The organism is Aeromonas sp. FDAARGOS 1415 (assembly GCF_019048365.1).
GTDB lineage: Bacteria > Pseudomonadota > Gammaproteobacteria > Enterobacterales > Aeromonadaceae > Aeromonas > Aeromonas taiwanensis.
Genome location: NZ_CP077363.1, coordinates 2,289,136 through 2,314,312, shown reverse-complemented (window position 1 = coordinate 2,314,312; position 25,177 = coordinate 2,289,136). Strand labels below are relative to the sequence as shown.

24 protein-coding genes and 2 pseudogenes are annotated in these 25,177 nt (G+C 64.6%); 7 read left to right on the top strand and 19 right to left on the bottom strand.

Annotation, left to right across the window (positions count from 1 at the left end; translation table 11 throughout):
- Positions 1–140 precede the first annotated feature (140 nt).
- On the bottom strand, positions 141–1,148 hold the full coding sequence (gene ansA / locus I6L45_RS11060) for an asparaginase (RefSeq protein ID WP_043762313.1): 1,008 nt from the start codon (positions 1,146–1,148) through the stop codon (positions 141–143).
- A 490-nt stretch (positions 1,149–1,638) separates the two neighbouring features.
- Between ansA and gltS the strand changes: the two genes are divergently transcribed.
- On the top strand, positions 1,639–2,838 hold the full coding sequence (gene gltS, locus I6L45_RS11055) for a sodium/glutamate symporter (RefSeq protein ID WP_043808655.1): 1,200 nt from the start codon (positions 1,639–1,641) through the stop codon (positions 2,836–2,838).
- A 229-nt stretch (positions 2,839–3,067) separates the two neighbouring features.
- Here the strand turns inward: gltS and I6L45_RS11050 are convergent, their stop codons facing one another.
- Positions 3,068–4,939 carry a methyl-accepting chemotaxis protein gene (locus I6L45_RS11050; protein WP_210549094.1) on the bottom strand — a complete coding sequence of 624 codons (1,872 nt, stop codon included), beginning with the start codon at positions 4,937–4,939 and terminating at the stop codon, positions 3,068–3,070.
- Between the two features lie 251 nt (positions 4,940–5,190).
- On the opposite strand from I6L45_RS11050, the gene prfB reads away from it, so the two are divergent.
- Positions 5,191–6,289, top strand: a protein-coding gene (gene prfB, locus I6L45_RS11045) for a peptide chain release factor 2 (protein WP_134696129.1) whose coding sequence is annotated in 2 segments (ribosomal slippage) — positions 5,191–5,265 and positions 5,267–6,289 — 1,098 coding nt in all. Because the reading frame shifts where the segments join, the coding sequence is not laid out codon by codon here.
- Between the two features lie 77 nt (positions 6,290–6,366).
- Positions 6,367–7,845 carry a lysine--tRNA ligase gene (lysS, locus tag I6L45_RS11040; RefSeq protein ID WP_231557882.1) on the top strand — a complete coding sequence of 493 codons (1,479 nt, stop codon included), beginning with the start codon at positions 6,367–6,369 and terminating at the stop codon, positions 7,843–7,845.
- Positions 7,846–7,967: 122 nt separating this feature from the next.
- Here the strand turns inward: lysS and I6L45_RS11035 are convergent, their stop codons facing one another.
- A complete protein-coding gene (locus I6L45_RS11035; RefSeq protein WP_216984204.1) occupies positions 7,968–8,774 on the bottom strand; it encodes a PhzF family phenazine biosynthesis protein in 807 nt (268 codons plus the stop codon).
- 180 nt (positions 8,775–8,954) lie between these two features.
- Between I6L45_RS11035 and I6L45_RS11030 the strand changes: the two genes are divergently transcribed.
- The 3 genes from I6L45_RS11030 to I6L45_RS11020 are packed head-to-tail and all read left to right on the top strand — an operon-like array spanning position 8,955 to position 13,256.
- Positions 8,955–10,748: an assimilatory sulfite reductase (NADPH) flavoprotein subunit gene (locus I6L45_RS11030; protein ID WP_216984203.1), complete on the top strand. Its 1,794-nt coding sequence runs from the start codon at positions 8,955–8,957 to the stop codon at positions 10,746–10,748.
- Positions 10,748–12,460 (top strand): assimilatory sulfite reductase (NADPH) hemoprotein subunit, encoded by a 1,713-nt coding sequence (cysI, locus tag I6L45_RS11025; RefSeq protein WP_216982083.1) that lies wholly within the window; start codon positions 10,748–10,750, stop codon positions 12,458–12,460. Before I6L45_RS11030 ends, cysI begins: the two co-directional genes overlap by 1 nt.
- The gene (locus I6L45_RS11020) at positions 12,450–13,256 is read left to right on the top strand and encodes a phosphoadenylyl-sulfate reductase (protein WP_216982082.1); all 807 of its coding nucleotides are present in this window, start codon (positions 12,450–12,452) and stop codon (positions 13,254–13,256) included. Before cysI ends, I6L45_RS11020 begins: the two co-directional genes overlap by 11 nt.
- Before the next feature lie 65 nt (positions 13,257–13,321).
- On the opposite strand, the gene folA is transcribed toward I6L45_RS11020, so the two are convergent.
- From folA to I6L45_RS10995, 5 genes are all read right to left on the bottom strand, one after another.
- The gene (folA, locus tag I6L45_RS11015) at positions 13,322–13,810 is read right to left on the bottom strand and encodes a type 3 dihydrofolate reductase (protein WP_216982081.1); all 489 of its coding nucleotides are present in this window, start codon (positions 13,808–13,810) and stop codon (positions 13,322–13,324) included.
- 23 nt (positions 13,811–13,833) lie between these two features.
- Positions 13,834–14,301: a threonine/serine exporter family protein gene (locus tag I6L45_RS11010; protein WP_043762326.1), complete on the bottom strand. Its 468-nt coding sequence runs from the start codon at positions 14,299–14,301 to the stop codon at positions 13,834–13,836.
- Positions 14,298–14,495: a hypothetical protein gene (locus I6L45_RS11005; protein ID WP_216984252.1), complete on the bottom strand. Its 198-nt coding sequence runs from the start codon at positions 14,493–14,495 to the stop codon at positions 14,298–14,300. Before I6L45_RS11005 ends, I6L45_RS11010 begins: the two co-directional genes overlap by 4 nt.
- Positions 14,492–15,289: a threonine/serine exporter family protein gene (locus tag I6L45_RS11000; RefSeq protein ID WP_043808662.1), complete on the bottom strand. Its 798-nt coding sequence runs from the start codon at positions 15,287–15,289 to the stop codon at positions 14,492–14,494. The genes I6L45_RS11005 and I6L45_RS11000 overlap by 4 nt, the downstream gene beginning before the upstream one ends.
- Positions 15,290–15,504: 215 nt before the next feature.
- Positions 15,505–15,843 carry a DUF3135 domain-containing protein gene (locus I6L45_RS10995; RefSeq protein ID WP_210549085.1) on the bottom strand — a complete coding sequence of 113 codons (339 nt, stop codon included), beginning with the start codon at positions 15,841–15,843 and terminating at the stop codon, positions 15,505–15,507.
- 408 nt (positions 15,844–16,251) lie between these two features.
- Between I6L45_RS10995 and mog the strand changes: the two genes are divergently transcribed.
- Positions 16,252–16,782: a molybdopterin adenylyltransferase gene (gene mog / locus I6L45_RS10990; protein WP_043762333.1), complete on the top strand. Its 531-nt coding sequence runs from the start codon at positions 16,252–16,254 to the stop codon at positions 16,780–16,782.
- 62 nt (positions 16,783–16,844) lie between these two features.
- On the opposite strand, the gene I6L45_RS10985 is transcribed toward mog, so the two are convergent.
- The 11 genes and pseudogenes from I6L45_RS10985 to I6L45_RS20180 form a co-directional block, all read right to left on the bottom strand.
- Entirely contained in the window at positions 16,845–17,249 is a 405-nt protein-coding gene (locus I6L45_RS10985; RefSeq protein ID WP_254204316.1) for a DUF2541 family protein, read from the bottom strand.
- A gap of 103 nt (positions 17,250–17,352) precedes the next feature.
- Positions 17,353–18,579, bottom strand: coding sequence for a beta-ketoacyl-ACP synthase (locus I6L45_RS10980; RefSeq protein ID WP_216982080.1), 1,227 nt, complete (start codon positions 18,577–18,579; stop codon positions 17,353–17,355).
- Positions 18,576–19,292, bottom strand: coding sequence for a 3-ketoacyl-ACP reductase FabG2 (locus tag I6L45_RS10975; RefSeq protein ID WP_216982079.1), 717 nt, complete (start codon positions 19,290–19,292; stop codon positions 18,576–18,578). The genes I6L45_RS10980 and I6L45_RS10975 overlap by 4 nt, the downstream gene beginning before the upstream one ends.
- A gap of 9 nt (positions 19,293–19,301) precedes the next feature.
- Positions 19,302–19,763, bottom strand: a complete 462-nt coding sequence (locus I6L45_RS10970) for a hotdog family protein (RefSeq protein ID WP_216982078.1) — start codon at positions 19,761–19,763, stop codon at positions 19,302–19,304.
- Positions 19,756–20,940 carry a beta-ketoacyl-[acyl-carrier-protein] synthase family protein gene (locus I6L45_RS10965; RefSeq protein ID WP_216982077.1) on the bottom strand — a complete coding sequence of 395 codons (1,185 nt, stop codon included), beginning with the start codon at positions 20,938–20,940 and terminating at the stop codon, positions 19,756–19,758. The genes I6L45_RS10970 and I6L45_RS10965 overlap by 8 nt, the downstream gene beginning before the upstream one ends.
- Positions 20,937–21,494: a DUF3261 domain-containing protein gene (locus I6L45_RS10960; protein WP_216982076.1), complete on the bottom strand. Its 558-nt coding sequence runs from the start codon at positions 21,492–21,494 to the stop codon at positions 20,937–20,939. The genes I6L45_RS10965 and I6L45_RS10960 overlap by 4 nt, the downstream gene beginning before the upstream one ends.
- Entirely contained in the window at positions 21,491–23,860 is a 2,370-nt protein-coding gene (locus tag I6L45_RS10955; RefSeq protein WP_216982075.1) for an MMPL family transporter, read from the bottom strand. Before I6L45_RS10955 ends, I6L45_RS10960 begins: the two co-directional genes overlap by 4 nt.
- 44 nt (positions 23,861–23,904) lie before the next feature.
- Positions 23,905–24,507 (bottom strand): outer membrane lipoprotein carrier protein LolA, encoded by a 603-nt coding sequence (locus I6L45_RS10950; protein ID WP_216984202.1) that lies wholly within the window; start codon positions 24,505–24,507, stop codon positions 23,905–23,907.
- An 8-nt stretch (positions 24,508–24,515) separates the two neighbouring features.
- Complete coding sequence (locus I6L45_RS10945) at positions 24,516–24,941, bottom strand: thioesterase family protein (RefSeq protein ID WP_210549066.1); 426 nt, start codon at positions 24,939–24,941, stop codon at positions 24,516–24,518.
- A gap of 16 nt (positions 24,942–24,957) precedes the next feature.
- Positions 24,958–25,050: pseudogene (locus I6L45_RS20185) on the bottom strand (acyl-CoA thioesterase); the annotation flags it as partial.
- A 16-nt stretch (positions 25,051–25,066) separates the two neighbouring features.
- A pseudogene (locus I6L45_RS20180) lies at positions 25,067–25,159 on the bottom strand (acyl-CoA thioesterase); the annotation flags it as partial.
- Between the last annotated feature and the right edge of the window lie 18 nt (positions 25,160–25,177).

The window sequence follows — 25,177 nt, the reverse complement described above, 5'->3', positions numbered from 1 at the left end:
GGGGAGAAGGGAGCAGGCTCGCAGCTGCGAACAGTAAGCGGGCCACCTGCCGGCAATCTTCATGGCAAGCCTCGCGGCCAACAGCACCTCGATCTATCCCCTCTCCCCTGGGGAGAGGGTTAGGGTGAGGGCCGCAACGCTCAGGGGGTCAGCTCCCCCCGCAGGGACTGCTGCATCAACTCGCGGATGCGCGGTGCTGGCAGATCCTGGCTCAGCAGGAAGTGCAGCTTGGTGAGCGCCGCCTCGGCAGTCATGTCGAAGCCCGAGATAACTCCGGCACGGGAGAGGGCGTTGCCGGTGGCATAACCGCCCATGTTGACCTTGCCGTGCAGGCACTGGCTCAGGTTGACGATGATGACGCCGCGGGCGGAAGCCTCGGAGAGCAGCGCCAGCATCGCCGGGTTTTGCGGTGCATTGCCCACACCGAAGGAGAGCAGGATCAGCGCACGCACCGGCTGCTGCAGGATGTTCGCAATCACCTCTGCCGAGATGCCCGGATAGAGGGTCACCACGCCGATGGGCTGGGGAGTGATGTCGTGCAGCACCAGCGGTCTATCGCACGGCACGCCCAGTTCACCCGCCTCCAGGGAGATGGCGATGCCGGCGTTGAGCAGCGGCGGGTAGTTCGGAGAGTCGAAGGCGTGGAAGCCGTCCGCGTGCACCTTCTTGCTGCGGTTGCCGCGATAGAGCTGGTTGTTGAAGAAGAGCGTCACCTCGTGGATCGGGTAGTTGGCCGCAATGTAGAGGGCGTTGAGCAAATTCTGCTGGCCGTCGGAGCGCAGCTCGGCGAGCGGGATCTGGGAGCCGGTGATGATGACCGGCTTGTGCAGATCCTCGAGCATGAAGGAGAGCGCAGAGGCGGTGAACGACATGGTGTCGGTGCCGTGCAGGATCACGAAACCGTCGTACTTCTCGTAGTTGTCACGAATGTCCTCGGCGATGCGCTGCCAGTCCGCCGGCGTCATGTCGGAGGAGTCGATGAGGGGGGCATATTCGTGGATATGGTAATCCGGCATTTCCGGTCGATGGAATTCGGGCATCCGTGCCAGACAGTCTTCCATGAAGCCCGCCATCGGCACATAGCCGTGGTCGGAACGCTGCATCCCTATGGTGCCGCCTGTGTAGGCGATGTAGATGGACTTCTTCACACCCTCTCCTCTCTGTGAACTGGAAACCGGCAAATCGTCTGGGGCTCAACCGGTACGCGCCCTCGTCTCACCGTCATGGGTGGCACGAGGCGCATATCGGGCCGCAACCGACCTCTTCACTTCCTGCTTCCCCCCGCGGGCTGGAAACGGGCGAATTATAAAGAGTGTCGCCCCAAATGACAGCCACGGCTGCGTTGCAGCGTCCCCCAGCCCCGCCCATCCACCAGAGTTAAACACCATGTTAATGATATGTTTTAAGTATTAATATGATGAACATGGATATAAACGATGCTTTCTGCTACTATCCGCCGGATTTTTCAAGAATCTCTTCTGAACGCCCGACGATGACGGGTTCGTACCGATCCCATTTTTGCGTGGGACGGGGCCCAGGCCCCCTCTGTAACCGGCACCCTCGCCGCTCTGTTTCATCCCGGCTGGATCCGTGGGTCTTTCTTGCCAAAGACACAGCCGTTCAACATGGGAGTACCGAATGCTACAACTTGATTCCTACACCACCCTGGTCGCCGCCACCCTGGTGCTGCTGCTCGGCCGTCTGCTGGTCAACCGGATCGGACCTCTGCGTACCTTCAACATTCCCAAGCCCGTGGCGGGTGGTCTGGTGGTCGCCCTGGTCCTGCTGTTGCTGCGCTCCACCCTGCAACTGGAGCTGCAGTTTGACACCAGCCTGCAGACCCCGCTGATGCTCGCCTTCTTCGCCTCCATCGGCCTCTCCGCCGATCTCGCCAGCCTCAAGCGCGGCGGCAAGGCGGTGATCACCTTCCTGATGGTGGTCACCGGCCTGCTGCTGATGCAAAACAGCCTGGGGGTGGGTCTGGCCACCCTGCTGGGGCTGGATCCCCACATGGGCCTGCTGGCCGGCTCCATCACCCTCTCCGGGGGGCACGGCACCGGGGCGGCATGGGGGTCCATCTTCAGCGCCAAGTACGGGGTACAATCCGCCGCCGAGCTCGCCATCGCCTGTGCCACCTTCGGCCTGGTGCTGGGGGGCGTGATCGGCGGCCCCGTGGCCCGTCACCTGGTGAAGAAGGTGCAGGTGCCCGGCGAGGAGCACAACCGGGACGGCGCCCCCCAGGGCTTCGAGATGCCGGACATGGAGCGCCCCCTCACCACCTTCAGCGTGATCGAGACCCTGGCACTCATCGCCATCAGCCTGAAGGGGGGCGAGATGCTCGCCGCCTACCTCAGGGGCGGCGCCTTCGAGCTGCCCGTCTTCGTCTGCGTGCTGTTCGTCGGTGTGCTGCTGCGCAACACCCTGACTCTGCTCAACTGGCATGAGGTGAGCGATCGCGAGGTCTCCCTGCTCGGCAACGTCAGTCTTTCGCTCTTCCTGGCTATGGCCCTGATGAGCCTCAAGCTGTGGGATCTGGCGAGCCTGGCCCTGCCCATCTTCGTGCTTCTGGCGGCCCAGACAGTGGCCATGGCGCTCTACGCCGTCTTCGTCACCTTCCGGGTCATGGGCAAGAACTATGACGCGGCCGTGCTGGCGGCGGGCCACTGCGGCTTCGGTCTGGGGGCCACCCCCACGGCGATTGCCAACATGCAGGCCATCACCCAGCGCTTCGGCCCCTCCCACATGGCGTTTCTGGTGGTGCCCATGGTGGGGGCCTTCTTCATCGACATCATCAACGCCGTGGTGATCAAGCTGTTCCTGGCGCTGCCCTTCCTGTAATTCCTTTTCCTGTCAGACGCATATGAACAGAGCCCACCTCAGGTGGGCTCTGTCGTTTGCACAGGCCGGCAATCCCGCCCCGCCGTCATCGCTTGCCCCGCCCGCACACAGGCACACAGGCACACAGGCACACAGGCACACAGGCAAGGGAACATACAAAGAAAAAGCCCCGCACTCGCCAGAGTGCAGGGCTTTTCTCATGACGGCCGTGATCGCCGCGCATCACCCCTTAGAGGATAAAGGTCGACACCTGCTGGTTCAGGTTGGTGGCACGTCCCTTGAGGTTGTGCGCCTGATCCAGGTCGCGCATGGCGGAGGCGGTGATCTCGTCGCTCACGTCCTTGATGGCGGTGGTGTTCTGGGTGATCTCACCGGTCACCTGGGTCTGCTCCTCGGCAGCTGTGGCGATCTGTCCCGCCATGTCGGAGATGAGGCTGACGGCCTGGGTGATCTCTTCGAGTGCTGCGGCGGCGGCATCGGCGTCCTTCACGCTGTTGTCGGCCAGCCCCTGGCTGGTCTGCATCAGGCTCACCGCACGGGCCGTGGTCTGCTGCAGGGTCTCGATGGTGGACTGGATCTCCTGGGTGGAGTCCTGGGTACGGCGCGATAGCACCCGCACCTCGTCCGCCACCACGGCGAAGCCGCGACCCTGTTCACCGGCACGGGCCGCTTCGATGGCCGCGTTCAGCGCTAGCAGGTTGGTCTGCTCGGCGATGCCCTGGATGGTGGAGAGGATGCCGGAGATGGCCTGGGCATGGCGGCTCAGCTCGCCGATAACCCCGGTCGCCTGGCCCACTTCCTCGGCCAGATTGTTGATGGAGTGGCGAGTCTGGTTCACCAGCATCTTGCCCTGTTCGCTGCTCTGGGCGGATTGCTGGGCGGCGGCGGCGGTGTTCTCGGCGTTGCCGGCGATCTCCATGGTGGCGCTCGCCATCTCGGTGACGGCGGTGGCGACCATGGTCACCTCCTGCTGCTGGCGCTGCAGCTCTTCCACCGCGGCCTGGTTGGTCACCAGGCTGCGTTCGGCGTCGGCGTTCAGTTCGTTCGCTAGCTGGCGGATGTTGGCAATGAGCTGATGCTGGCTGCCCACGAAGCGGTTGAAGCTGTTGGCCAGCTGGCCCACTTCGTCGTTGGCGTCGATCTTGATGCGCTGGGTCAGGTCGCCGTTACCATCGGCGATGCGAGCCAGGGCCTGGGAGACCTTGCCGAGCGGGCCAAGCAGCAGGCTGACCAGCCAGGAGATGGCGAGGATGCTGCCCACCAGCACCAGCAGGGCCAGGCCGAGCTGGGTCATCAGCAGGGAGGAGAGCGGAGCCTCCAGGGTGCTCTTGTCCAGCACCAGTACCAGCTCCCAGTCGGTGTCCGGGATATCCACCGCCCACAGCAGCTTGTCACGGCCTTCGTTGTCGAAGTAGGCCGGCACCAGGCTGTTGCTGTTCTTGCTCTGCTCGATCAGGGCATTGGTCAGGTCGTTGTCGATCTCGCTGGCCGGCTTCATCGCCTTGGCCGCGTCCTTGTAGGCGATGACGGTGCCGTCCTTGTGCATCAGGATGGCGAAGCCGTCCGCCGGCAGCTTCATCTTGGTGACGTCTTCCACCAGAGAGGCGATGGAGAGGTCGCCGCCGACCACGCCGCCCTGGGCCGGTTGGGCCAGGGTCACCACCAGGATGTTGTAGGCCACGTCCAGGTAGGGCTTGGTGACGATCATGCCACCCTTGGCCATGGCTTCCTGATACCAGCCACGGGAGCGGGGATCGTAACCGTCACGATTGATGGTGGGGTCGGAGTCGTTCATCTTGCCGCTGCCTTCACCGAAGTAGGTGAGCTGGAAGCGACCGGAAACCTGGGCCTGTTGCAGGGCGTTGAGGGGTTCGGTACCGGCCTTGTTGCCGAGGGCCTGGATGACGTCGCGACGGGCGGCGAGCCAGTCGCTCACGCTGGCGGCCTGCTGGCTGCCAAGGCGTTGCACCTGTTCCTGACTGCCTTGCAGCAGCAGGGACTTCTGACTGGTATAGCTCTGCCAGGAGAGCAGCAGGATCACCAGCGACAGGGCGATCACCACAGACAACAGAATCTTCTGCTTGAGTGATAGGTTTTTCATCGTGTTTTCTTCTTGTGGAGTCAGGAACAGGATTACCGGGAGTGCATGGCACTGTCATGTTGATAGCGGCCAGCCAGCGCAAAACTGAAGCGAAGAATGGCATCGCCGGCGACATTTTGCCCATGAATGACCAAAATGGCTTCGGAAATCGGTGAAGGAAGGCATGCGGGTACAGCCAACCCTGTTTATTCCTTCCGCAATTGGCTAGAATATCCCGTTTTTAAATCACATCGACCCCGAGAGTTTTCACGATGTTTGAAGTCAATCCTGTATTAAACAAGCTTAAGGAGCTGTCTGAGAGGACCGAGCTGCTTAGGGGGTACCTTTGACTATGACGCCAAGAAAGAGCGTCTGGAAGAGGTAAACGCCGAGCTGGAACAGCCGGATGTCTGGAACGAACCCGAGCGCGCACAGGCGCTGGGCAAGGAGCGCGTCTCCCTGGAGAACGTGGTCAGCACCATAGATACCCTGACCCAGGGCGTCGATGACGTCGAGATGCTGGTCAGCCTGGCCGTCGAAGGGGAAGACGAAGAGACCTTCAACGAAGCCGTGGTCGAAGCGGACGAGCTGGAAGCCAAGCTGGTGGATCTCGAGTTCCGCCGCATGTTCTCCGGTCAGCACGACGGCTCCGACTGCTACATCGACATCCAGTCCGGCTCCGGCGGCACCGAGGCCCAGGACTGGGCCAACATGGTGCTGCGCATGTACCTGCGCTGGGGCGATGCCCACGGCTACAAGCCCGAACTCATCGAGTGCTCCGAGGGCGACGTGGCCGGCATCAAGTCCGCCACCATCAAGTTCACCGGCGAGTATGCCTTCGGCTGGCTGCGCACCGAGACCGGCGTGCACCGCCTGGTCCGCAAGTCACCGTTCGATTCCGGTGGCCGTCGCCACACCTCGTTCTGCTCCGTGTTCGTCTACCCCGAGATCGATGACGACATCGAGATCGAGATCAACCCGGCCGATCTGCGTATCGACGTCTACCGCGCCTCCGGTGCCGGTGGTCAGCACGTCAACCGGACCGAGTCCGCGGTGCGTATCACCCACATCCCGACCGGGGTGGTGGTGCAGTGCCAGAACGACCGTTCCCAGCACAAGAACAAAGATCAGTGTATGAAGCAGCTGAAGGCCAAGCTCTACGAGCTGGAAATTCAGAAGCAGAACGCCGAGAAGCAAGCCCTCGAAGAGACCAAGTCCGACATCGGCTGGGGCAGCCAGATCCGTTCCTACGTACTGGATGATTCCCGTATCAAGGATCTGCGTACCGGCGTCGAGACCCGCAACACCCAGTCGGTACTCGACGGCGACTTGGACAAGTTTATCGAAGCCAGCCTGAAATCAGGTCTGTAAACAGAGCAGCAGGAATCACCATGTCTGAACAAAGCACTACTCCGGAAATCGACCAGACACTCGAGCTGAACAACGAGATGCTTGAGCGTCGTTCCAAGCTGGCCGCGCTGCGCGCCCAGGGCAACCCCTTCCCCAACGACTTCCGTCGTGACAGCCTGTCCGGCGATCTGCACGCCGAGTTCGGCGACAAGAGCAACGACGAGCTGGTCGCCCTGGGTAAACAGGTGAAGATTGCCGGTCGCATCATGACCCGCCGGATCATGGGCAAGGCTTCCTTTGCGACCCTGCAGGACATGGCTGGCAAGATCCAGATCTACGTGACCCGTGACGACCTGCCGGAAGGCTTCTACAACGAACAGTTCAAGAAGTGGGATCTCGGTGACATCGTCGGTGTCGAGGGTACCCTGTTCCGCACCAACGCCGGTGAGCTCTCCGTGCACGTGTCCACCATCCGCCTGCTGACCAAGGCGCTGCGTCCGCTGCCCGAGAAGCACAAGGGCCTGACCGACCAGGAAGCCCGCTGCCGTCAGCGTTACCTGGACCTGATCGCCAACGAAGAGTCCCGCAAGACCTTCGTGACCCGTACCAAGGTCGTGGCCGGTATTCGCAAGTTCCTGAACGACAAGCGCTTCATGGAAGTGGAAACCCCCATGATGCAGGTCATCCCGGGTGGCGCTTCCGCACGTCCCTTCATCACCCACCACAATGCGCTGGACATCGACATGTACCTGCGTATCGCGCCTGAGCTCTATCTGAAGCGTCTGGTGGTCGGTGGTTTCGAGCGTGTCTACGAGATCAACCGCAACTTCCGTAACGAAGGTATCTCCGTTCGCCATAACCCCGAGTTCACCATGCTCGAGTTCTATATGGCCTACGCCGACTACATCGATCTGATGGATCTGACCGAAGAGATGCTGCGCACCCTGGCACAGGACATCCTGGGCGACACCAGGATCCGTTACGCCAAAGAGGGCGAAGAGGGCCTGACCATCGATTTCGGTCAACCGTTCCAGCGCCTCTCCATGGTGGACTCCATCCTGAAGTACAACCCGGATGTGACCCGTGACGATCTGGCGACCCTGGAGAAGGCCACCGCCGTCGCCAAGGGCCTGAAGATCGAGCTGATGAAGAGCTGGGAACTGGGCCACGTGATCACCGCGATCTTCGAAGAGACCGTGGAGCACATGCTGCTGCAACCGACCTTCATCACCGAGTACCCGGCCGCCGTCTCTCCGCTGGCCCGTCGCAACGACCAGAACCCGGACGTCACCGACCGCTTCGAATTCTTCATCGGCGGCCGCGAGCTGGCCAACGGCTTCTCCGAGCTGAACGATGCAGAAGATCAGGCCGAGCGCTTCCAGGCCCAGGTTGACCAGAAGGCCGCAGGGGACGACGAAGCCATGTTCTACGACGCCGACTTCGTCACCGCGCTGGAACACGGCCTGCCGCCGACTGCCGGTCAGGGTATCGGTATCGACCGTCTGGTGATGCTGTTCACCAACAGCCACACCATCCGCGACGTCATCCTGTTCCCGGCTCTGCGTCCGCAGAAATAAGTGTGACCCCCGCCGGGATCCCTCCCGAGCGCGATCACAATGGAAACGCCCCGCAATTGCGGGGCGTTTTTTATGGCGTGCACAACCGGTGGCGAACGTTCAAGCCGCCGACAGCCTGCTGATTATGGGGCGGGGGGCAGCAGCCATTCCCCTTGCCACAAGGTGACGGCCTGGCCCGCCATCAGCACCCGATCTCCCTGCAACGCCAGCCTGAGATCGCCACCCCGGGCCGAGATCTGGCGCGCCTTGAGCCGCTCCTTGCCGAGCCGCTCGGCCCAGAAGGGCACCAGGGCGCAGTGGTTGGAGCCGGTCACCGGATCCTCCTCCACCCCGACCCAGGGGGCGAAGTAGCGGGAGACGAAGTCGTCCTCCCCCCGGCTCGACGGCGCCGTCACCATGATCCCCCGCCCCGGCAGGGCGCGCAGGGCGTGGAAGTCGGGGGAGAGCGCTCGTACCTCCTCCTCGCTACCGAGCTCAAGCAGGAACTTGGCGCCAGCGGCCAGAGTCTGCTGCGGCCGGCAGCCGAGGGCGGCCCCATAGGCGGGATCTAGCTCAAGGGGCGCCAGGGCAATGCGCGGGAAGTCGAGCCAGATCCAGGCCCCTTCGCGCCTGGCCACCAGCTCGCCGCTGCGGGTCGCGAAGCGGATGGGCTGATCTTCGGCCACCTCCCCGGTCTGCCACAGCACGTGGGCCGCCGCCAGGGTGCCGTGACCACAGAGATCCACCTCCACTTGCGGGGTAAACCAGCGCAGCCGGTAATGCCCCTCGCCAAGGGGGCTGAGGAAGGCGCTCTCCGACAGGTTGAACTCCGCAGCCATGGCCTGCAGCTCGGCGTCACTGCGCTCGGGCCCCTGGACCACGATGGCGGGGTTGCCCCCGAAGGGGTGCTGGCTGAAGGCGTTGACATGGAACAGACGGGACATCGGCAGATCCTCCGGGACAAAATAGGGACTCAATGATGCCGCTTTTATACCACAGGGAGACGGGTGCTGAGGCGAAATCCAACTTTATAAATTCACAAATCGCATAAAGAAGATATTTTTATTCTTTGTTGTTATTCATTGCACCCCTTACTCTGACCAAAAATCAGACCATGGAAGACATGTGTGATGCCATTGACAGCCCCCATACCCAACCTCAGCCCGCTCTCTGACGAGCAGCAGCGCCAGCTCAACCAGGTCCTCGCGACCCTCAACACCCAGCAGCTCGCCTGGGTGAGCGGTTATCTCTACGGCCTCTCCCAGGCCGGTGTCCAGCCCGTTGCGGCCGGCAGCACCGAGGCTATGGCCCCCGGCGGCAGCCTCACCATCCTCTACGGATCCCAGACCGGCAATGCCAAGGGCGTGGCCAGCGCCATCAAGGCACAGGCCGAGGCCAGCGGCCTGCCGGTGACCCTTATCTCCATGGCGGACTACAAGCCCAAGCAGCTCAAGAAAGAGACCCACCTGCTGGTGGTCGTGAGCACTTACGGAGAGGGTGAGCCGCCGGAGAGCGCGGTCGATCTGTTCGAGCAGCTCAAGAAGGGCAAGATTGGCAAGCTGGACGGCCTCAAGTTCGCCGTACTGGGCTTGGGTGACAGTTCCTACGAATTCTTCTGCCAGACCGGCAAGGATTTCGACGACTTCCTGTCCAAGGCCGGGGCCGAGCGTATTTATGAGCTGGCGAGCCTGGACGTGGACTACCAGGACGCCGCCAAGTCCTGGGGTGAGCAGGCGGTCAAGGCCGTTACCGCGACCCTCTCCGCGGGCAGTGCCGGTGCCAGCGTGGCAGGCGCCGTGCAGGCGGCCGTCGGCCACAGCCAGTACCACAAGGAGAACCCCTTCCCGGCACGGCTCTCCGTCAACCAGAAGATCACCGGCCGCGACTCCACCAAGGACATCCGCCACATCGAGATCAACCTGGAAGAGTCGGGTATCACCTATCAACCCGGGGATGCCCTCGGCATCTGGTTCGACAACGACGCCGATCTCGTGGGCGAGGTGCTGACCCTGACCGGTCTGAGCGGTGACGAGGCCACCCCCCATGGCAGCCTGCGCGAGGCGCTGACCCGCCACTTCGAGCTGACCCGGCTGCACGGCGGCCTGATCACGGGCCTCGCCGAGATCGCGGACAACGCGGCCCTCAAGGATCTGGCCGGCGACAAGGCCCAGGTCAATGCCCTGGTCGCCTCTGCCCAGGTGGTGGATGTGCTCAAGCGCTTCCCGGCGTCCCTGAGTGCCGATCAACTGATCGCGCTGCTGCGCCCCCTCACCCCCCGCCTCTACTCCATCGCCTCCGCCCAGAGCGAGGTGGAAGAAGAGGTGCACCTGACCGTCGGCGTGGTGCGCTACCCTCAGGAAGACGGCACAGTGCGCAGTGGCGGCGCCTCCTCCTATCTGGCGGACCGCCTGGCCGAGGATGCCGAGGTGCGGGTGTTCGTGGAGCACAACGACAACTTCCGCCTGCCGGCGAACCCGGATACCCCTGTCATCATGGTGGGCCCTGGCACCGGCATCGCCCCCTTCCGCGCCTTTATGCAGGAGCGGGAAGCCCTCGGGGCCTCGGGCAAGAACTGGCTCTTCTTCGGCAACCCCCACTTCACCCAGGACTTCCTCTATCAGGTGGAGTGGCAGCGCTATGTGAAATCCGGCCTGCTGTCGAAGATCTCCCTGGCCTTCAGCCGGGATCAGGCCAACAAGATTTATGTGCAGGACCGCCTGCGCGAGGCGGGGCTCGAGCTCTACCAGTGGCTGGAAGCTGGCGCACACTTCTATGTGTGTGGCGACGCCAACCACATGGCGAAAGATGTGCAGGAAGCCCTGCTGGAAGTGATTGCCGAACATGGCCACAAGAGCCGTGAGGAAGCAGAAGAGTATCTGAGCGAATTGCGTCGTGCCAAACGTTATCAAAGGGATGTCTACTGATGAGCAAACAAGTTATTCCGGGACCGGTCGAAGGACCGCTGGCCGACAACGAGCGCCTCAAGCGCGAGAGCAACTTCCTGCGCGGTACCATAGAGCAGGATCTGCAGGATCCCCTCACCGGTGGCTTCAACGGCGACAACTTCCAGCTGATCCGCTTCCACGGCATGTACCAGCAGGATGACCGCGACATCCGACCGGAGCGTACCGCCCAGAAGCTGGAGCCCCTGCACAACGTCATGCTGCGTGCCCGCCTGCCGGGCGGCATCATCACCCCGGCCCAGTGGCAGGTGATCGACAAGTTTGCCGAAGAGCACAGCATGTATGGCAGCATTCGCCTGACTACTCGCCAGACCTTCCAGTTCCATGGCGTGCTCAAGCGCGACATCAAGCTGATGCACCAGACCCTGAACAGCACCGGCATCGACTCCATCGCCACTGCGGGGGACGTGAACCGCAACGTGCTGTGCACCAGCAACCCGGTGGAGTCCGAGCTGCACCAGGAGGCCTACGAGTGGGCCAAGAAGATCTCCGAGCACCTGCTGCCCAAGACCCGCGCCTACGTGGAGATCTGGCTGGACGGCGAGAAGCTGGGGGAGGACGAGGAGCCGATCCTGGGGTCCAACTACCTGCCGCGCAAATTCAAGACCACTGTCGTGATCCCGCCCCACAACGACGTGGACATCCACGCCAACGATCTGAACTTCGTGGCGATTGCCGAAGGTGGCAAGCTGGTGGGTTTCAACGTACTGGTGGGCGGGGGCCTGGCCATGACCCATGGCGACACCACCACCTATCCGCGCAAGGCGAGCGACTTCGGCTTCGTGCCCCTCTCCCACGTACTGGAGGTGGCGGCCGCCGTGGTCAGCACCCAGCGCGACTGGGGCAACCGGGTCAACCGCAAGAACGCCAAGACCAAGTACACCCTGGAGCGGGTCGGCGTCGAGGCCTTCAAGGCCGAGGTGGAGAACCGTGCCGGCATCCAGTTCGGGCCGGTTCGCCCCTACGAATTCACCAGCCGTGGCGATCGCTTCGGTTGGGTCGAGGGGATAGACGGCAAGCACCACCTGACCCTGTTCATCGAGAACGGCCGCCTGCTGGACTTCCCGGGCAAGCCCCTCAAGACCGGCATGCTGGAGATCGCCAAGGTGCATCAGGGGGACTTCCGCCTCACCGCCAACCAGAACCTCATCATCGCGGGCGTCCCGGCCGGCGAGAAGGCCCGCATCGAGGCGCTGGCGCGCCAGTACGGCCTGCTGGATGACGGCGTGAGCGAACAGCGCAAGCAGTCCATGGCCTGCGTGGCCCTGCCCACCTGCCCGCTGGCGATGGCCGAGGCCGAGCGCATGCTGCCGGCGTTTGTCACCGACATCGAAGGCTTGCTGGCCAAGCACGGCCTGGCGGATGACGCCATCATCTTCCGCGTCACCGGCTGCCCCAACGGCTGCGGCCGCGCCATGCTGGCGGAAGTGGGGCTGGTGGGCAAGGCGCCGGGTCGCTACAACCTGCACCTGGGTGGCAACCTGGAGGGGACCCGCATCCCGCGCCTGCACCAGGAAAACATCACAGAGCCGCAGATCCTGGCCGAGCTGGATGCCCTGATCGGGCGCTGGGCCACCGAGCGCAACCCGGACGAGTGCTTCGGCGACTTCGTCATTCGCGCCGGGATCATAGCCCCGGTCATCGACTCCGCGAGGGACTTCTATGCAGCCTGAACAGACTGATACAGCCCGGCTGGCGCGCACCGCCGACGGTCGGCTCGACCTCGACGCCCTGCTGGCCTTGAGCCGGGAGGAGCAGGTCGAGGCGCTGGCTCCCCTCAACCGGGCGCTGGACGCCATGAGCGCCCCCGAGCGGGTGCGCTGGGCCCTGGCCAACCTGCCGGGGGAGCACGTGCTGTCGTCGAGTTTCGGCATCCAGGCGGCGCTCATGCTGCACCTGGTAAGCCGCGAGCGGGCCGATGTGCCCGTGGTGCTGACCGACACCGGTTATCTCTTCCCCGAGACCTACCGTTTCATCGACGAGCTGACCGAGCGCCTCGCCCTCAACCTCAAGATCTACCGGGCCGAACTCAGCCCGGCCTGGCAGGAGGCCCGCTTCGGCCTCCTGTGGGAGCAGGGGGTGGAGGGGATCACCCGCTACAACCAGCTCAACAAGGTCGAACCCATGGACCGCGCCCTGAACGAGCTGGGTGCCCAGACCTGGTTCTCGGGCCTGCGCCGTGAGCAGTCAGGCAGCCGGGGCAAGCTGCCGGTGCTGGCCATCCAGCGCAGCCGCTTCAAGTTCCTGCCGGTGATCGACTGGAGCAACAAGGACGTCTTCTACTACTTCAAGGAGTTCGACCTCCCCTACCACCCCTTGTGGGAGCAGGGCTACCTGTCGGTCGGCGACGTGCACACCACCACCAAGTGGGAGCCTGGCATGAGCGAGGAGCAGACCCGCTTCTTCGGCCTCAAACGCGAGTGCGGCCTGCACGAAGAAGGTGGCGAAAGCGACGGCTCCGGCATCTGAACCCGATCTTCGTCCATAAAAAACGCCCGGCCAGTGCCGGGCGTTGTCGTCTCGGGCCGGCGCACTCAGCGCCGTTGCCAGGTCTCGAAACGATAGGGATGGGGGTTCTTCTCGTCAGCTGAATGGGCCTCGCTCTCCACGAGCCGCCACTGCTCGTCGTCGAACGCCGGGAAACGGGTATCCCCCGCCACCGCCAGATCGATCCGGGTCAGATAGAGCCTGTCGGCCCGTGGCAGCAGTTGGCCATAGAGGTGGCCGCCGCCGATCACCATCAGCTCGTCCACCCCTTCCCCCAGCAGTGCCAGCGCTGCCTCGACCGAGTCGATGACCTCCACGCCCTCGGCCTGATAGGCCGGGTTGCGGCTGATCACCAGATTGCGGCGTCCCGGCAGCGGTCGGCCGATGGATTCAAACGTCTTGCGCCCCATCAGCACCGGCTTGCCCAGGGTCACCCGCTTGAAGTGGGCCAGATCCGCCGGCATATGCCATGGCATCTGGTTGTCCAGGCCGATCACGCGATCGTGCGCCATGGCGGCAATCATGGAAATTTGCATGGTGTCAGCCTCTTGCACCCTTCTCAGACAATGGGCCGGTTACGGTACACGACCAGGGAGGGTATCGCCAGCCCGAAGCTCAGTGCGCCCACGATGAAGATGGCCTTCAACCCGTTCTCCAGCGCACTCTGGATAAGCTCCATGGTCACCCCGGAGATGTTGAGCTCCACCACGGCGATCATCGCCTTGAACGCATAGCTGCCGGGGATCATGGGGATGATGGAGGCCACGCTGAACACCGGGCGGGGCGCCAGCAGGCGCCGGGACCAGTAGACGCAGACAAAACCGACCGTGGTCGCCGCCGCCAGGGTGGCCCACTCGATGGGCATGCCGTGGTGAATGAGCAGGGTACGCAGACTGTGAGCCAGAGCCCCCCCCATGGCACAGTACTTCAGCATCCGTGGCGGCACGTTGAACAGCATGGCAAAGCCCACCGCCGGAATGGCCGACCAGAAGGCATCCTTGGCCAGCAGCCAGAGCAGATCCATCATGCCTCTCCTCCCTGAATGCGGCCGACCGACGTCGCCAGCATGATATTCGGCGCCTGATGCAAACCCGTCATACCTTTCCCCCCCCAGATACCAGTTACCGACATGGCGAGGATGATGCCGGTATGGTTCCGTGCGCTGATGGACAGCCGGTTTGCCCCGATCAACAGGGTCGATACAGCGTCAAAGGTCTTCATACCTTCCACCCCCAGATACCGGTCACCGACATGGCGAGGATGATGCCTATCGCCGCGCTGATGGTGAGCAGGGTCGCCGTGCCCCAGCGGGCCAGCCCCATGTTGAAGTAGCCCTTCACCATGTCGGAGACCGCGTTGATGAGCGGGAAGCCCGGCACCAGCAGCAGCACGCTGGCCGCCATGGCGAGATAGGGCTGGGCCCCCCAGCCAAAGAAGGTGGCGCTGGAGGAGAGCAGGGTGGCGATGAAGCCGGTGGTGGCGAAGTTGATGAGGGGGCTGTGGTGATGGCGGGCCATCAGCTGGCGCACCCGCATCGCCACGGCGGACGAGAAACAGGTCACCAGGAAGATGGGCCAGTCGCCGCCGAACAGCAGGCTGAAGGCGCCACAGGAGAGGCCCACCATGGGCACCACCAGCCAGGGGTGATAGTGGAAAGGCACTATGGCCTCCAGCCGCTGGCGCACCTCCCGTGCGCCGATCAGCGACTTCTCCGCCATGATGCAGAGACGCTGGATCTCGCACACCACCTGCATGTTGATGCCGTGCTCCCGCACCCGCCGGGTGGTGGTGACGCAGCTCCCCCGGTTGAGGCTGGTCAGCACGATGGCGCTGGAGGAGATGGCCATCTCGACGCTCTCCAGCCCCAGCGCCATCCCGAGCCGGACCGTGGTCTGCTCTATGATGCGGCTCTCGGCCCCGAACTGGGCCAGCATCTGGCCCGCCTTGACGATGATCCGGGTGATCTCCGTCTGCTGCTCCCGTGACAGCTCCCTTCCTGGTGTGATGCTGCTCATGATCCCTTTGAGTGTTAGCAAGATGGAATATGCCGAGATATTACCCCAAACGTGATATTTCTCCATCCCTATCTGACCGGTCGTCAGCCCTGCGGGAATTAATGCACCGGATGACGACGATTCGCAGCAAATAGAAAACAAATTCCCCAAATTTCGCAACACGGGGATATAGGTTGAAGTGCGGGGTAATAGGACTGCAGGCCGGGGAGCACCGATTATTTATCTTTGCGGTAGGTCGCAAGCAGTATCACGTTATTTGGCGGCGAACCCTCATACGGGTCCGAAAATGAGTCATCCTGCAGGTGATTGAAATGCTGGCGCATGGCATTGACGGATTCGTGCATCATATTGGCGATGCGGATGCAGCTGTCCATGTTGTTTCTGGCGAGACGGCGCTGGCAGTCGATACGGAACTGCAGACCGCGCAACCGCCGTTGCTGCTCCGGCCCCACCTGGGCGATCAGGGTCTCTATCTGCTGGTGCAACAGCGCATCGAGCCGCTGCGGCTCCGCCAGGGCCCAATGTCTCAGGGTGTCAAAGTCAGGCAGCTCCATATGCCCTCCAGGCTGGACGCATCGCGCGTATTACAGCAACGACGACGCCGATCCATCACTATTTCACTGTCCATAGGAAGGTTATATAGGATGGTGGGAACTTTGGTTCAGTCGCCTCCGTGCCACAGGAGTCCAGTTCTCCGAAAAATAGCCTGACAGGACAGGGGGAATGACATTTATTCCTTATGATTCATGAAATTGTTTTCAATTTGGCTGCGCCAGTTTTTTTATAAAATTTGAATTCGTTTTTCGTCTTTCTTATTCGCTATTCATCGGTGTGACATAAACAGCTTTTCGTTCGACTCTCTATTTTTGTCATTCCCGCCCCTCCCCGTCCCCGACGATTTAACATATCTCACTGATTATGTTATTTTATTTACCACTTATTGCGGCAACCAAGAGCAGACCATGAGCAAGGCAAGAATCGGTATCGTCACCGTCAGCGATCGCGCCAGCGCGGGCATCTACGAAGATCTGTCCGGCAAGGCCATCATCGACACCCTGAACGCCTATCTGACCTCGGCGTGGGAGCCCGTCTACCAGGTGATCCCCGACGAACGGGATCAGATCGAGGCGACCCTGATCCGGCTGGTCGACGAGGAGCAGTGCTGCCTCGTCGTCACCACAGGTGGCACAGGGCCGGCCAGACGGGACGTGACGCCGGAGGCGACCGAGGCGGTTTGCGATCGCATGATGCCGGGCTTTGGCGAGCTGATGCGGGCCGAGTCCCTCAAATTCGTGCCGACCGCCATACTGTCGCGCCAGACCGCGGGGTTGCGCGGCGACTCGCTCATCGTCAACCTGCCGGGCAAGCCCAAGTCCATTCGCGAGTGCCTGGATGCGGTCTTCCCCGCCATCCCTTACTGCATCGACCTGATGGAAGGGCCCTACCTCGAGTGCGACGAAGCCGTCATCAAGCCATTCAGGCCCAAGAAATAAGCCCCTTCTCCAGGGTATGAAAGAGGTGGCCGGATCTCCCCGGCCGCCGTCATGCTCCCGCCCTATTTGCGGCCGTATACCCTGACACCGGCCCGGCTCCCTTCCGAATTGCCGTACACCTCGATCCGCTTGATGCAGAGCCGGCTGCCGAGGGACTTCCACCCCGACTCCTGATCCTCTTTCAGATCCCTGTCGAAATAGAGGGTCTTGCTGCGATCGCTGCCATAAAACACCTTGACCCGCTCCAGGGTCAGCTCCCGCCCCGCCTTGACCATGATGGACTTGGTGGGACGACAGGCGAGCATGGGAATGATGGCGGGGTGATCGCCGACGCCAAGCAGAATGGTCTTGCCCAGCCGGAATTCATCGTCGGCCAGGGCCGGCGAGGCCGGCACCCAGAGCAGCGTGGACAGCAGGCATGCGGCCAGGCCGCGGCGGGAAAAGGATAAAACAGATAAAACGGACATGATGCCTCCCTGAAAAAGGGAGGCATCTTAATTAAGCAAAGCTAAACCCAGGCTGTACTGGAACTGAACCCAGGCTGCACCGGAGCTGAACGGGCAGGCCCCGTCAGGACCAGCGCTTGAAGATGAGGGAGGTATTGATGCCGCCGAAGGCGAAGTTGTTGGACATCAGGTACTCCACGTCCAGCGCGCGGCCACTGCCCGTCACGTGATCCAGCGGGGCGCAGGCGGGATCCGGCTCCTCCAGGTTGATGGTGGGGGCAAACCAGCCCTCCCGCATCATCTCCAGGGCCAGCCAGGCCTCGATGGCACCGCAGGCCCCCAGGGTATGGCCGAAGTAGCTCTTGAGGGAGGAGATGGGTGTGCGATCGCCGAAGATGGCGGCGGTGGCGTGGCTCTCCGCGATGTCGCCGCGCTCGGTGGCTGTGCCGTGGGCACTGATGTAGCCGATGTCGGCGGGCTGAAGCCCGGCCTGGGCCAGCGCCATCTCCATGCAGAGCCTGATGGTCTCCTGCTGGGGCTGGGTCACGTGGGTGGCGTCACAGTTGGTGGCAAAGCCCACCAGCTCGGCGAGGATGGTGGCACCGCGCGCCTGCGCATGCTCCAGCTCCTCCAGCACCAGGGTACCCGCCCCTTCGCCTATCACCAGGCCGTCCCTGTCCCTGTCGAACGGCCGTGGCGCCAGCTCCGGGTGGTCGTTCATCTGGCTGGTGGCAAACAGGGTGTCGAACACCACGGCCTCAGACGGGCAGAGCTCCTCCGCCCCGCCGGCCACCATCAGGGTCTGGTAGCCGTGCTTGATCGCCTCATAGGCGTAGCCTATTCCCTGGCTGCCGGAGGTGCAGGCGCTGGAGGTGGGAATGACCCGGCCACGCAGACCGAAGAACAGCCCGGTGTTGACCGCCGCCGTGTGCGACATCATCTGCACATAGGTGGTGGCCGTGATGCTGGCAGTGCTCTTGTCGTTGAGCATGGTCCCGAAGGCGCGGATGGGATCCGTGCTGCCGATGGACGAGCCGTAGGCAATGCCGGTACGCCCGTCGGTGAGCACGGGGTTGTCCAGCAGCCCCGCCTGCGCCAGCGCCAGCTCGGTCGCGACGGTGGCAAGCGCCGAAACCCGCCCCATGGCACGGGTCTTCTTGCGCGGGTAGTGGGCCGGCAGCACGAAGTCCGGGATGGGGGCCGCCAGCCGGGTGTTGAGGCCGTCGTAGATGGCCCACTCCGGCATGCTCACCACCGCATTGCGCCCCGCCTGCAATCTGGCCCGCACGCTCGCCCAGTCCTGCCCGAAGGCCGTTACCCCGGCCATGCCGGTCACCACAACCCGTTTCATACCATGCCCCCGTTGATGGAGATGACCTGCCGCGTGACATAGCCTGCGATGTCGGACATCAGGTAGGAGACCAGACCGGCCACCTCGTCCGCCTGCCCCATCCGCTTGAGCGGGATGATCTTCATCGCCTCCGCCTTCACCTCCTCGTCCACCATGCCGGTGTCGATGAGGCCGGGGGCCACGCAGTTGACCGTGATCTTGCGCTTGGCGAGCTCGAGGGCCAGCGCCTTGGTGGCTCCCATGATGCCCGCCTTGGCGGCGCTGTAGTTGACCTGGCCACGATTGCCCATCAGCCCGGACACCGAGGATATGGTCACGATGCGCCCGCCCCGGCGCAGGCCGATCATCGGCATGATGCAGGGCTTGAGCAGGTTGTAGAAACCGTCCAGGTTGGTGTGCAGCACCCCGTCCCACTCCTCGTCGGTGAGGGCGGGGAAGGCGGCGTCACGGATGATGCCGGCGTTGCAGACCACGCCGTAATAGGCGCCGTGCTCGGCCATGTCGGCCTCCAGCCGCGCGCGGCAACCCTCGCGATCCGCGATGTCGAACTGGAGCAGACGCCCCTGTCCCCCGGCCGCCTCCAGGGTGGCCTCGGCGCCGGCCCGATCGCTGTGGTAGTGCACCACGATGACAAAGCCGTCGGCCGCCAGCTTGAGGGCGATGGCGCGGCCTATCCCCTTGCTGGCGCCCGTGACCAATACGCTAGAGCTCATGAAACTTCCTCAGGCTAACAAATCGGACAATTCGCCGGGGCCCGGCTGGTAGGTGGAGAGCCGCGCCTGGGCGCACTCCTCCCCGTCCAGCAGGATCCGGCAATCAAAACTGGCCATGCCGCCGTCTTGCAACAGGCAGCACGCCTCTATGGTGAGCAGGGTGCCCGGCGCGAAGCCCTCCGGCTGGCAGCGGTACTTGCGGGTGCCGAGCAGCATGCCGATGTGCACCGGCTCGCCACGCAGCCGCCCCTGCATGCCGGCCCAGGCGGCGATGGTCTGGGCCATCAGCTCGATGCCGACCCAGGCCGGCAGCCTGCCTTCCCCATCCAGCAGCAGGGCGTGGCGGGCACCGATGCGGGTCTCGCAGCGCACCCGCTGGGCATCCACCGCGCAGAGTCGGTCCAACAGCAGCATGGGGGCCTGGTGGGGCAGCAGGGTCTCGATGGCGGGCAGTGAACCTGGCTCATTCATGGTGAACGCTCCCAAACAGCAGGCTGACATTGTTGCCACCGAAGGCAAAGGAGTTGGAGAGCACCCGGGGCGCCGCCAGATGCGTGCTGCCGCTCACCAGCCGGATGGGGGCCAGCGCCGGATCCGCCGTCGCTACCCGCTGGGGGGGCAGCGGCAGCGCGCGCTCCAGCAGCAGGCAGGCGAGCGCGGCCTCGATGGCCCCCGCCGCCCCCAGGGTGTGACCGGTGAGCGCCTTGGTGGAGCTGCAGGGCACGCTGTCGCCAAACAGGCGGTGGACCGCCTGGCTCTCCATGGCGTCGTTGAGCCGGGTGGCGGTGCCGTGGAGGTTGAGGTAACCCACCGCCTCTGGCGCTATCCCCCCCTGGGCCAGCGCCATGCGCATCGCCGCCTCGGCCCCGATACCCTCTGGATGGGGCGCCGAAATGTGCCAGGCATCGGAGGACTCCCCCGCCCCCAGCAGCGCCAGCGGCGCAGGCTCCCGGCTCAGCAGGAAGAGGGCAGCCCCCTCGCCGATGTTGATCCCCTGGCGGGCCAGATCGAACGGCTGGCAGCGCTCGCCACTCAAAGACTCCAGGCTGTCAAAGCCGTTGAGGGTGAGCCCGCACAGGCTGTCGGCACCGCCCACCAGTACGGCGTCCACCAGCCCGGCCGCCAGCAGCCGCTGGCCGCTGATGAAGGCGCGCGCGCTGGAGGAGCAGGCGGTGGAAATCGTCCAGGCCGGCCCGGTCAGGCCAAGGTGACGGGACAGGAACTCCGACGGGGCCCCCAGCTCCTGCTGGTGATAGTCAAACTCGGGGGGCACGGCCTCCCCGCGCCGGGCGGCGGCCACCGCCAGCTCGGCCTCGCCGATCCCGGCAGTGCTGGTGCCGAGCACCAGGCCGACCCGCTCCCTGCCGAAGGTGGCCAGCGCCTGGTCCAGGGCAGGCTGGATCTGGGCTAGCGCAGCCAGCAGCAATTGGTTGTTGCGCGAGGCGTAGGGGGCCAGCGCCGCCGGGATGGCCGGCAGTTCGTCCTCCACCTGGCCCACCGGAGTCAGGCGGCCATCCAGCAGCGGCGTCCGGTGGCGATCCAGCGGGCTGACACCCGCATCGTGCCAGGCCTTCAGCGCCTCGGCGCTGGCATCGCGCCCCGCCCCCAGCGCCGAGACGAGACCATAGGCGGCGATATAACAGCTCATTGGCTCAGGGTCTCCAGTTGCAGGCGGTAGTTGAACACGTGCTGTTGCAGGCTGACGGGCTCGCGCACGCCGTCGGCATCGCGATAGCGGATCTCGGTAACCAGGGCGCCATCGGGGGCGTGCAGCCGGCGCGTCAGCCCATCGTCTTGCAGCGTCCAGCCCGGCGGCAGCTGCGGCTGCCAGCTTGCCAGCGGCCAGTAGCAGAGCATCACGTCCGCCAGCACCTGGCTCACCGGCGGCATACCGCCGGTGAGCAGCGGGCTGAGCTGCTCGGTCACAATGCCCTGCTGGTCATAGCGCACCCGGAACAGTCGCACCCCGCTCGGCGTGAGGCCCACCAGGGTCAGCTGGCGACCGTCCGCCTCCAGCACCGTCATCAGCTGGTGAGTGCTCCCCCCCACGCTGGCGGTCAGCAGCTGCTGGCGATAGAAGGGGGTGGCCAGCACGGGGGCCGGCAGCGTCATGACGGTCCCCTTGTCGAGATAGGCGCTGGGGGTCGGCTGGCTGCTGCAGCCCCCCAGCAGCAGCGTGAAGAGGATGAACAGGGTTCTCATTGTGGCGTTGGCTCCCGATTCTCCTGCCCAGGGGACGGCGGCGCCTGGATGGCGCCATCCTGCCCCACCCGATCCAGCACCAGGGGAGAGAGCAGGAATGCAGTAAAGATACCGCCGCTCAGCACCAGGCCAAAGCCCGCGATGGCGGGGGTGTGACTCAGCGCCAGCAGACCGAAGGCCAGCTGGGTGGTGAGGTTGGCCAGCAGGATGGCGAGCAGGGTGGAACTCTGGCGCGCCACCCCGCTGCCGCTATGGGCGAAGAAGAGGCCGTAGTCGATGCCGATGCCGAAGATGAGGCTGAGCGCCAGCACCCCGAAGAGGGTGAGCGGCTGACCACAGGTGGCGAGCAGCGCCAGCCCCATGGCCAGCGCAATCAGGTTGACCAGCAGCACCCGGGCCGCCCGGGCCGCCCCCATCCGCCGCCACAGCAGCAGGGCCACCAGCGCGATGGCCACCGCCAGCAACTCCGCCAGCTTGACGCGGTAGTGGGCGAACAGCTGGCTCCACTCGCTGCGCTGATCCTGCCAGTAGACCCCGGGCTCGGTCGCCGCCAGCGCCGTCAGGGCCCCTTCGTCTGTCACCCCCACCAGGGGCACCCAGATGGCGACGCGGCCGTCGCTCGCCGCGTGCCACAGCAGGCGGCTCCCCTCACTGACCGGGCTGGCCAGCCAGGCCGCCGGGGTCAACCAGTCGGGTTCCCGAACAGGCGCCTGCACCGGCACGCCGGCCGCCTTGAGCCGGCTCACCACCTCGGGCAGCAGGGTGCGGATGGCGGCGGCGTCCTCCTGCTGGCGCGCCAGGGAGGGCAACCAGCGGTCGAGGGAGACGAACTCCTGCAGCGCACCGCGTGCCTTCAACGCGGCCAGGAGGCCGTGGAGCCGCTCCAGCCGTTGCAGTGCCTGCTCGCCGTCCGCTCCCGTCACCAGGAGGCCCTGCATGCCCCCCTGCTGGCCGGTGAGCGCCTGGATCCTGCGCTCCTGCCCCTGCAGTTCCGCCGGCAGGGGCTGCAACCGGCGGATGTCGTCATCCACCTGCAGCCGGCTGACGCCGAGGGCGGCCAGCACCAGACAGCAGAGCGGCAGAACGATACGCACCAGCGGGCGTTGCTGCCAGGCCAGCAGCCAGCCCTGCAGCCAGCGCTGGCCCCAAAGCGGCCTTGTCGGCAGCGGGCCGACCCAGCGCGGGAACAGGCAGAGCACGGTGACGAAGGCGCTGAACAACCCCGCCAGGGCGCACACCGCCAGCTGCTGCAACCCCGGGAAGGGGGCGAACCAGAGCAGGCCATAGCCTATCAGGGTGGTCAGCACCGCGAGCGACAGGCTCGGCAGCAACTTGAGCCGGGTCTGGTGGGGCGTCTCGTCGTCGCCGTGCAGCCGCCGCTCACACAAGAAGTGGATGGCGTAGTCGATGGCGATGCCGATGAGGCTGCTGCTGATGACCAGGGTGAAGACGTGGATCTCGCCAAACAGGAGCAGCACGGTGCCGAGCCCCCACATCAGCCCCACGCCGATGGGCAGCAGGGAGAGCAGCAGCGCCCGGGTGGAGCGGAACACGCCCCAGATGAGCAGGATGACCCCGACCATGGAGCCCAGCCCTATGGTGGAGATGTCCTGCTGGGCCAGCTGGCTGGCGTGCTGGCTGTAGAAGAGGGTGCCCCGGCGCAGCAGCTCGGCGCCGGGATAGGCCTCGGCGAGCCGCTGCTCGGCCCCGGCCAGTTCGCTCAGCAGCGCCTGGTTGCGCTGGATGTCGAAGGCGGAGAGATCCAGCTCGGCCCGGATCATGTACCAGTCGCGCCCCCCCTTGTCCCGGCTCACCAGCCAGCCCTCCTTGAGCTGCATGGGGCCGCCGGCCTCGGCCAGCACCCCGGCCCGGGTCAGGAGCAGGGGATCGCTCTGCCACTCGGCGCGGGAGACGCCGCCGAAGGGGGAGTAGATCTGGCCGAGTACCCACTGGCTCCACCCCTCGGCACCATCGGCGAGGCGCGCCCGGCTCACCGGATCCAGCCGCTGCCAGGCCAGGGCGTGCAGATAGCGCTGCCAGGCGGGGGCCAGCTCGGGCTGCTCCCCCTTGATGCGGGACAGGGCCGGCAGCGTGCCGAGCTGCTTCGCCCAGAAGGTGGCGGCGGCGCGCCCGTCCTGGCCGGCGGGCAGGCTCAGCATCCAGACCAGCTGGCGGTCGAGCTGCTGCAGCAGGCCCTGCTGCAGTGCCGGGTCCAGATCGCTGCGGGACTCGTGGGGCAGCAGATCCATCAGACTGGTGTTGATGCGGCTGTGGGGCAGCTGCCAGGCGAGCACCGCCGCCAGCAGCAGGCAGAGCCCGATCCAGACAGTGCCGAGCCGGCGCCAGGTGGTTTCAGCGTGCAGCAAGGCGGGCTCTCCTCCTGGAGGGGGCACCAGAGTACGCGCGGGCACTAGTGGGCAGCAAAGCGGGCCTGCTCCTCAGGGGTCAGCGGCAGAGGGCGCTCGCGCCAGGCGCTGAAGCGGATGCGGGTGCTGTCACCCTGCCGATCGGCGATGAGCAGTTGATCCAGCTGCCCCTGGCCGCTCAGGGTGAGGCTGGCAAACACCTTGTCGAGCGGCGCCTGGCTCGGCACCAGCACCAGCTGCCAGCCCGTCTCCGTGCTGTGAAAGTCGATGGTGAAGTAGCGGCCCAGGGTCGCCTCGTCCGAGCCGAACAGCGCCAGCAGCATCTGGCTGAACTCCAGCAGCTGGGGGTTGTCGATGACGGTGGCGGGCTGGCCTGCCATCTGCTGCACCATGCGCGTCGGCGTCAGGACCAGGGTCAGGGGAAAGGGTTTCTGCTGCTGCCACCAGAGCCCCAGGTCGCGCACCAGCAGCAGCTCGCCGGAAGCCCTAAGGGGCTGGCTCAGCCCCGCCACCTGTTTCTCCTGCTCGAAGCGGGCCTCCTTGGCCTGGCTCAGGGCGAGCAGCTGCTGCACCTCGGCCCGGCTCAGGGGCGCCGCCTGCAGCGGCCACGCCAGCAGCAGGAACAGGCCGGCCACCAGCCGCGTCATCACGGGGGTCACTCGCTCACCCCCAGCTTGTCCAGCAGCACCCTGGGAGAGGCCAGACACATCTCGCCGCTCGCTTTGTTCACCGCCACCTGGATGCTGTACCCCTTGCTGGTGCGCACGCCGCTCTTCGCATCGAACAGCTCGTACTCGATCTTCAGCCGGTTCTGGTATTCGCACAGCCGCGCCTCGACCCGCACCTTCTGGCCAAAGCGCAGGGGCGCCATGTACTTGAGCCGCAGATCGATGATGGGCCAGAGGTAGCCGGACGCATCCATCTGTGGGTAGTTGTAATCGATCTGCTCGAGCAGGGCGCAGCGGGCCAGCTCGATGTAACGGACGTAGTGGCCATGCCAGGCGACCGCCATCATGTCCACGTCGTGAAAGGGGATCTCCACCTCGATGCTGTGGCTGATCATCCAGGGTTCATGCTGCATGAGACTTCTCCATCAGGCCATGCCAGACATCCACAGCCATCATGTCCACGTCGTGAAACGGGATCTCCACCTCGATGCTGTGGCTGATCATCCAGGGTTCATGCTGCATGAGACTTCTCCATCAGGCCATGCCAGACATCCACAGCCATCATGTCCACGTCGTGAAACGGGATCTCCACCTCGATGCTGTGGCTGATCATCCAGGGTTCATGCTGCATGGGGTTTCTCCATAGCGC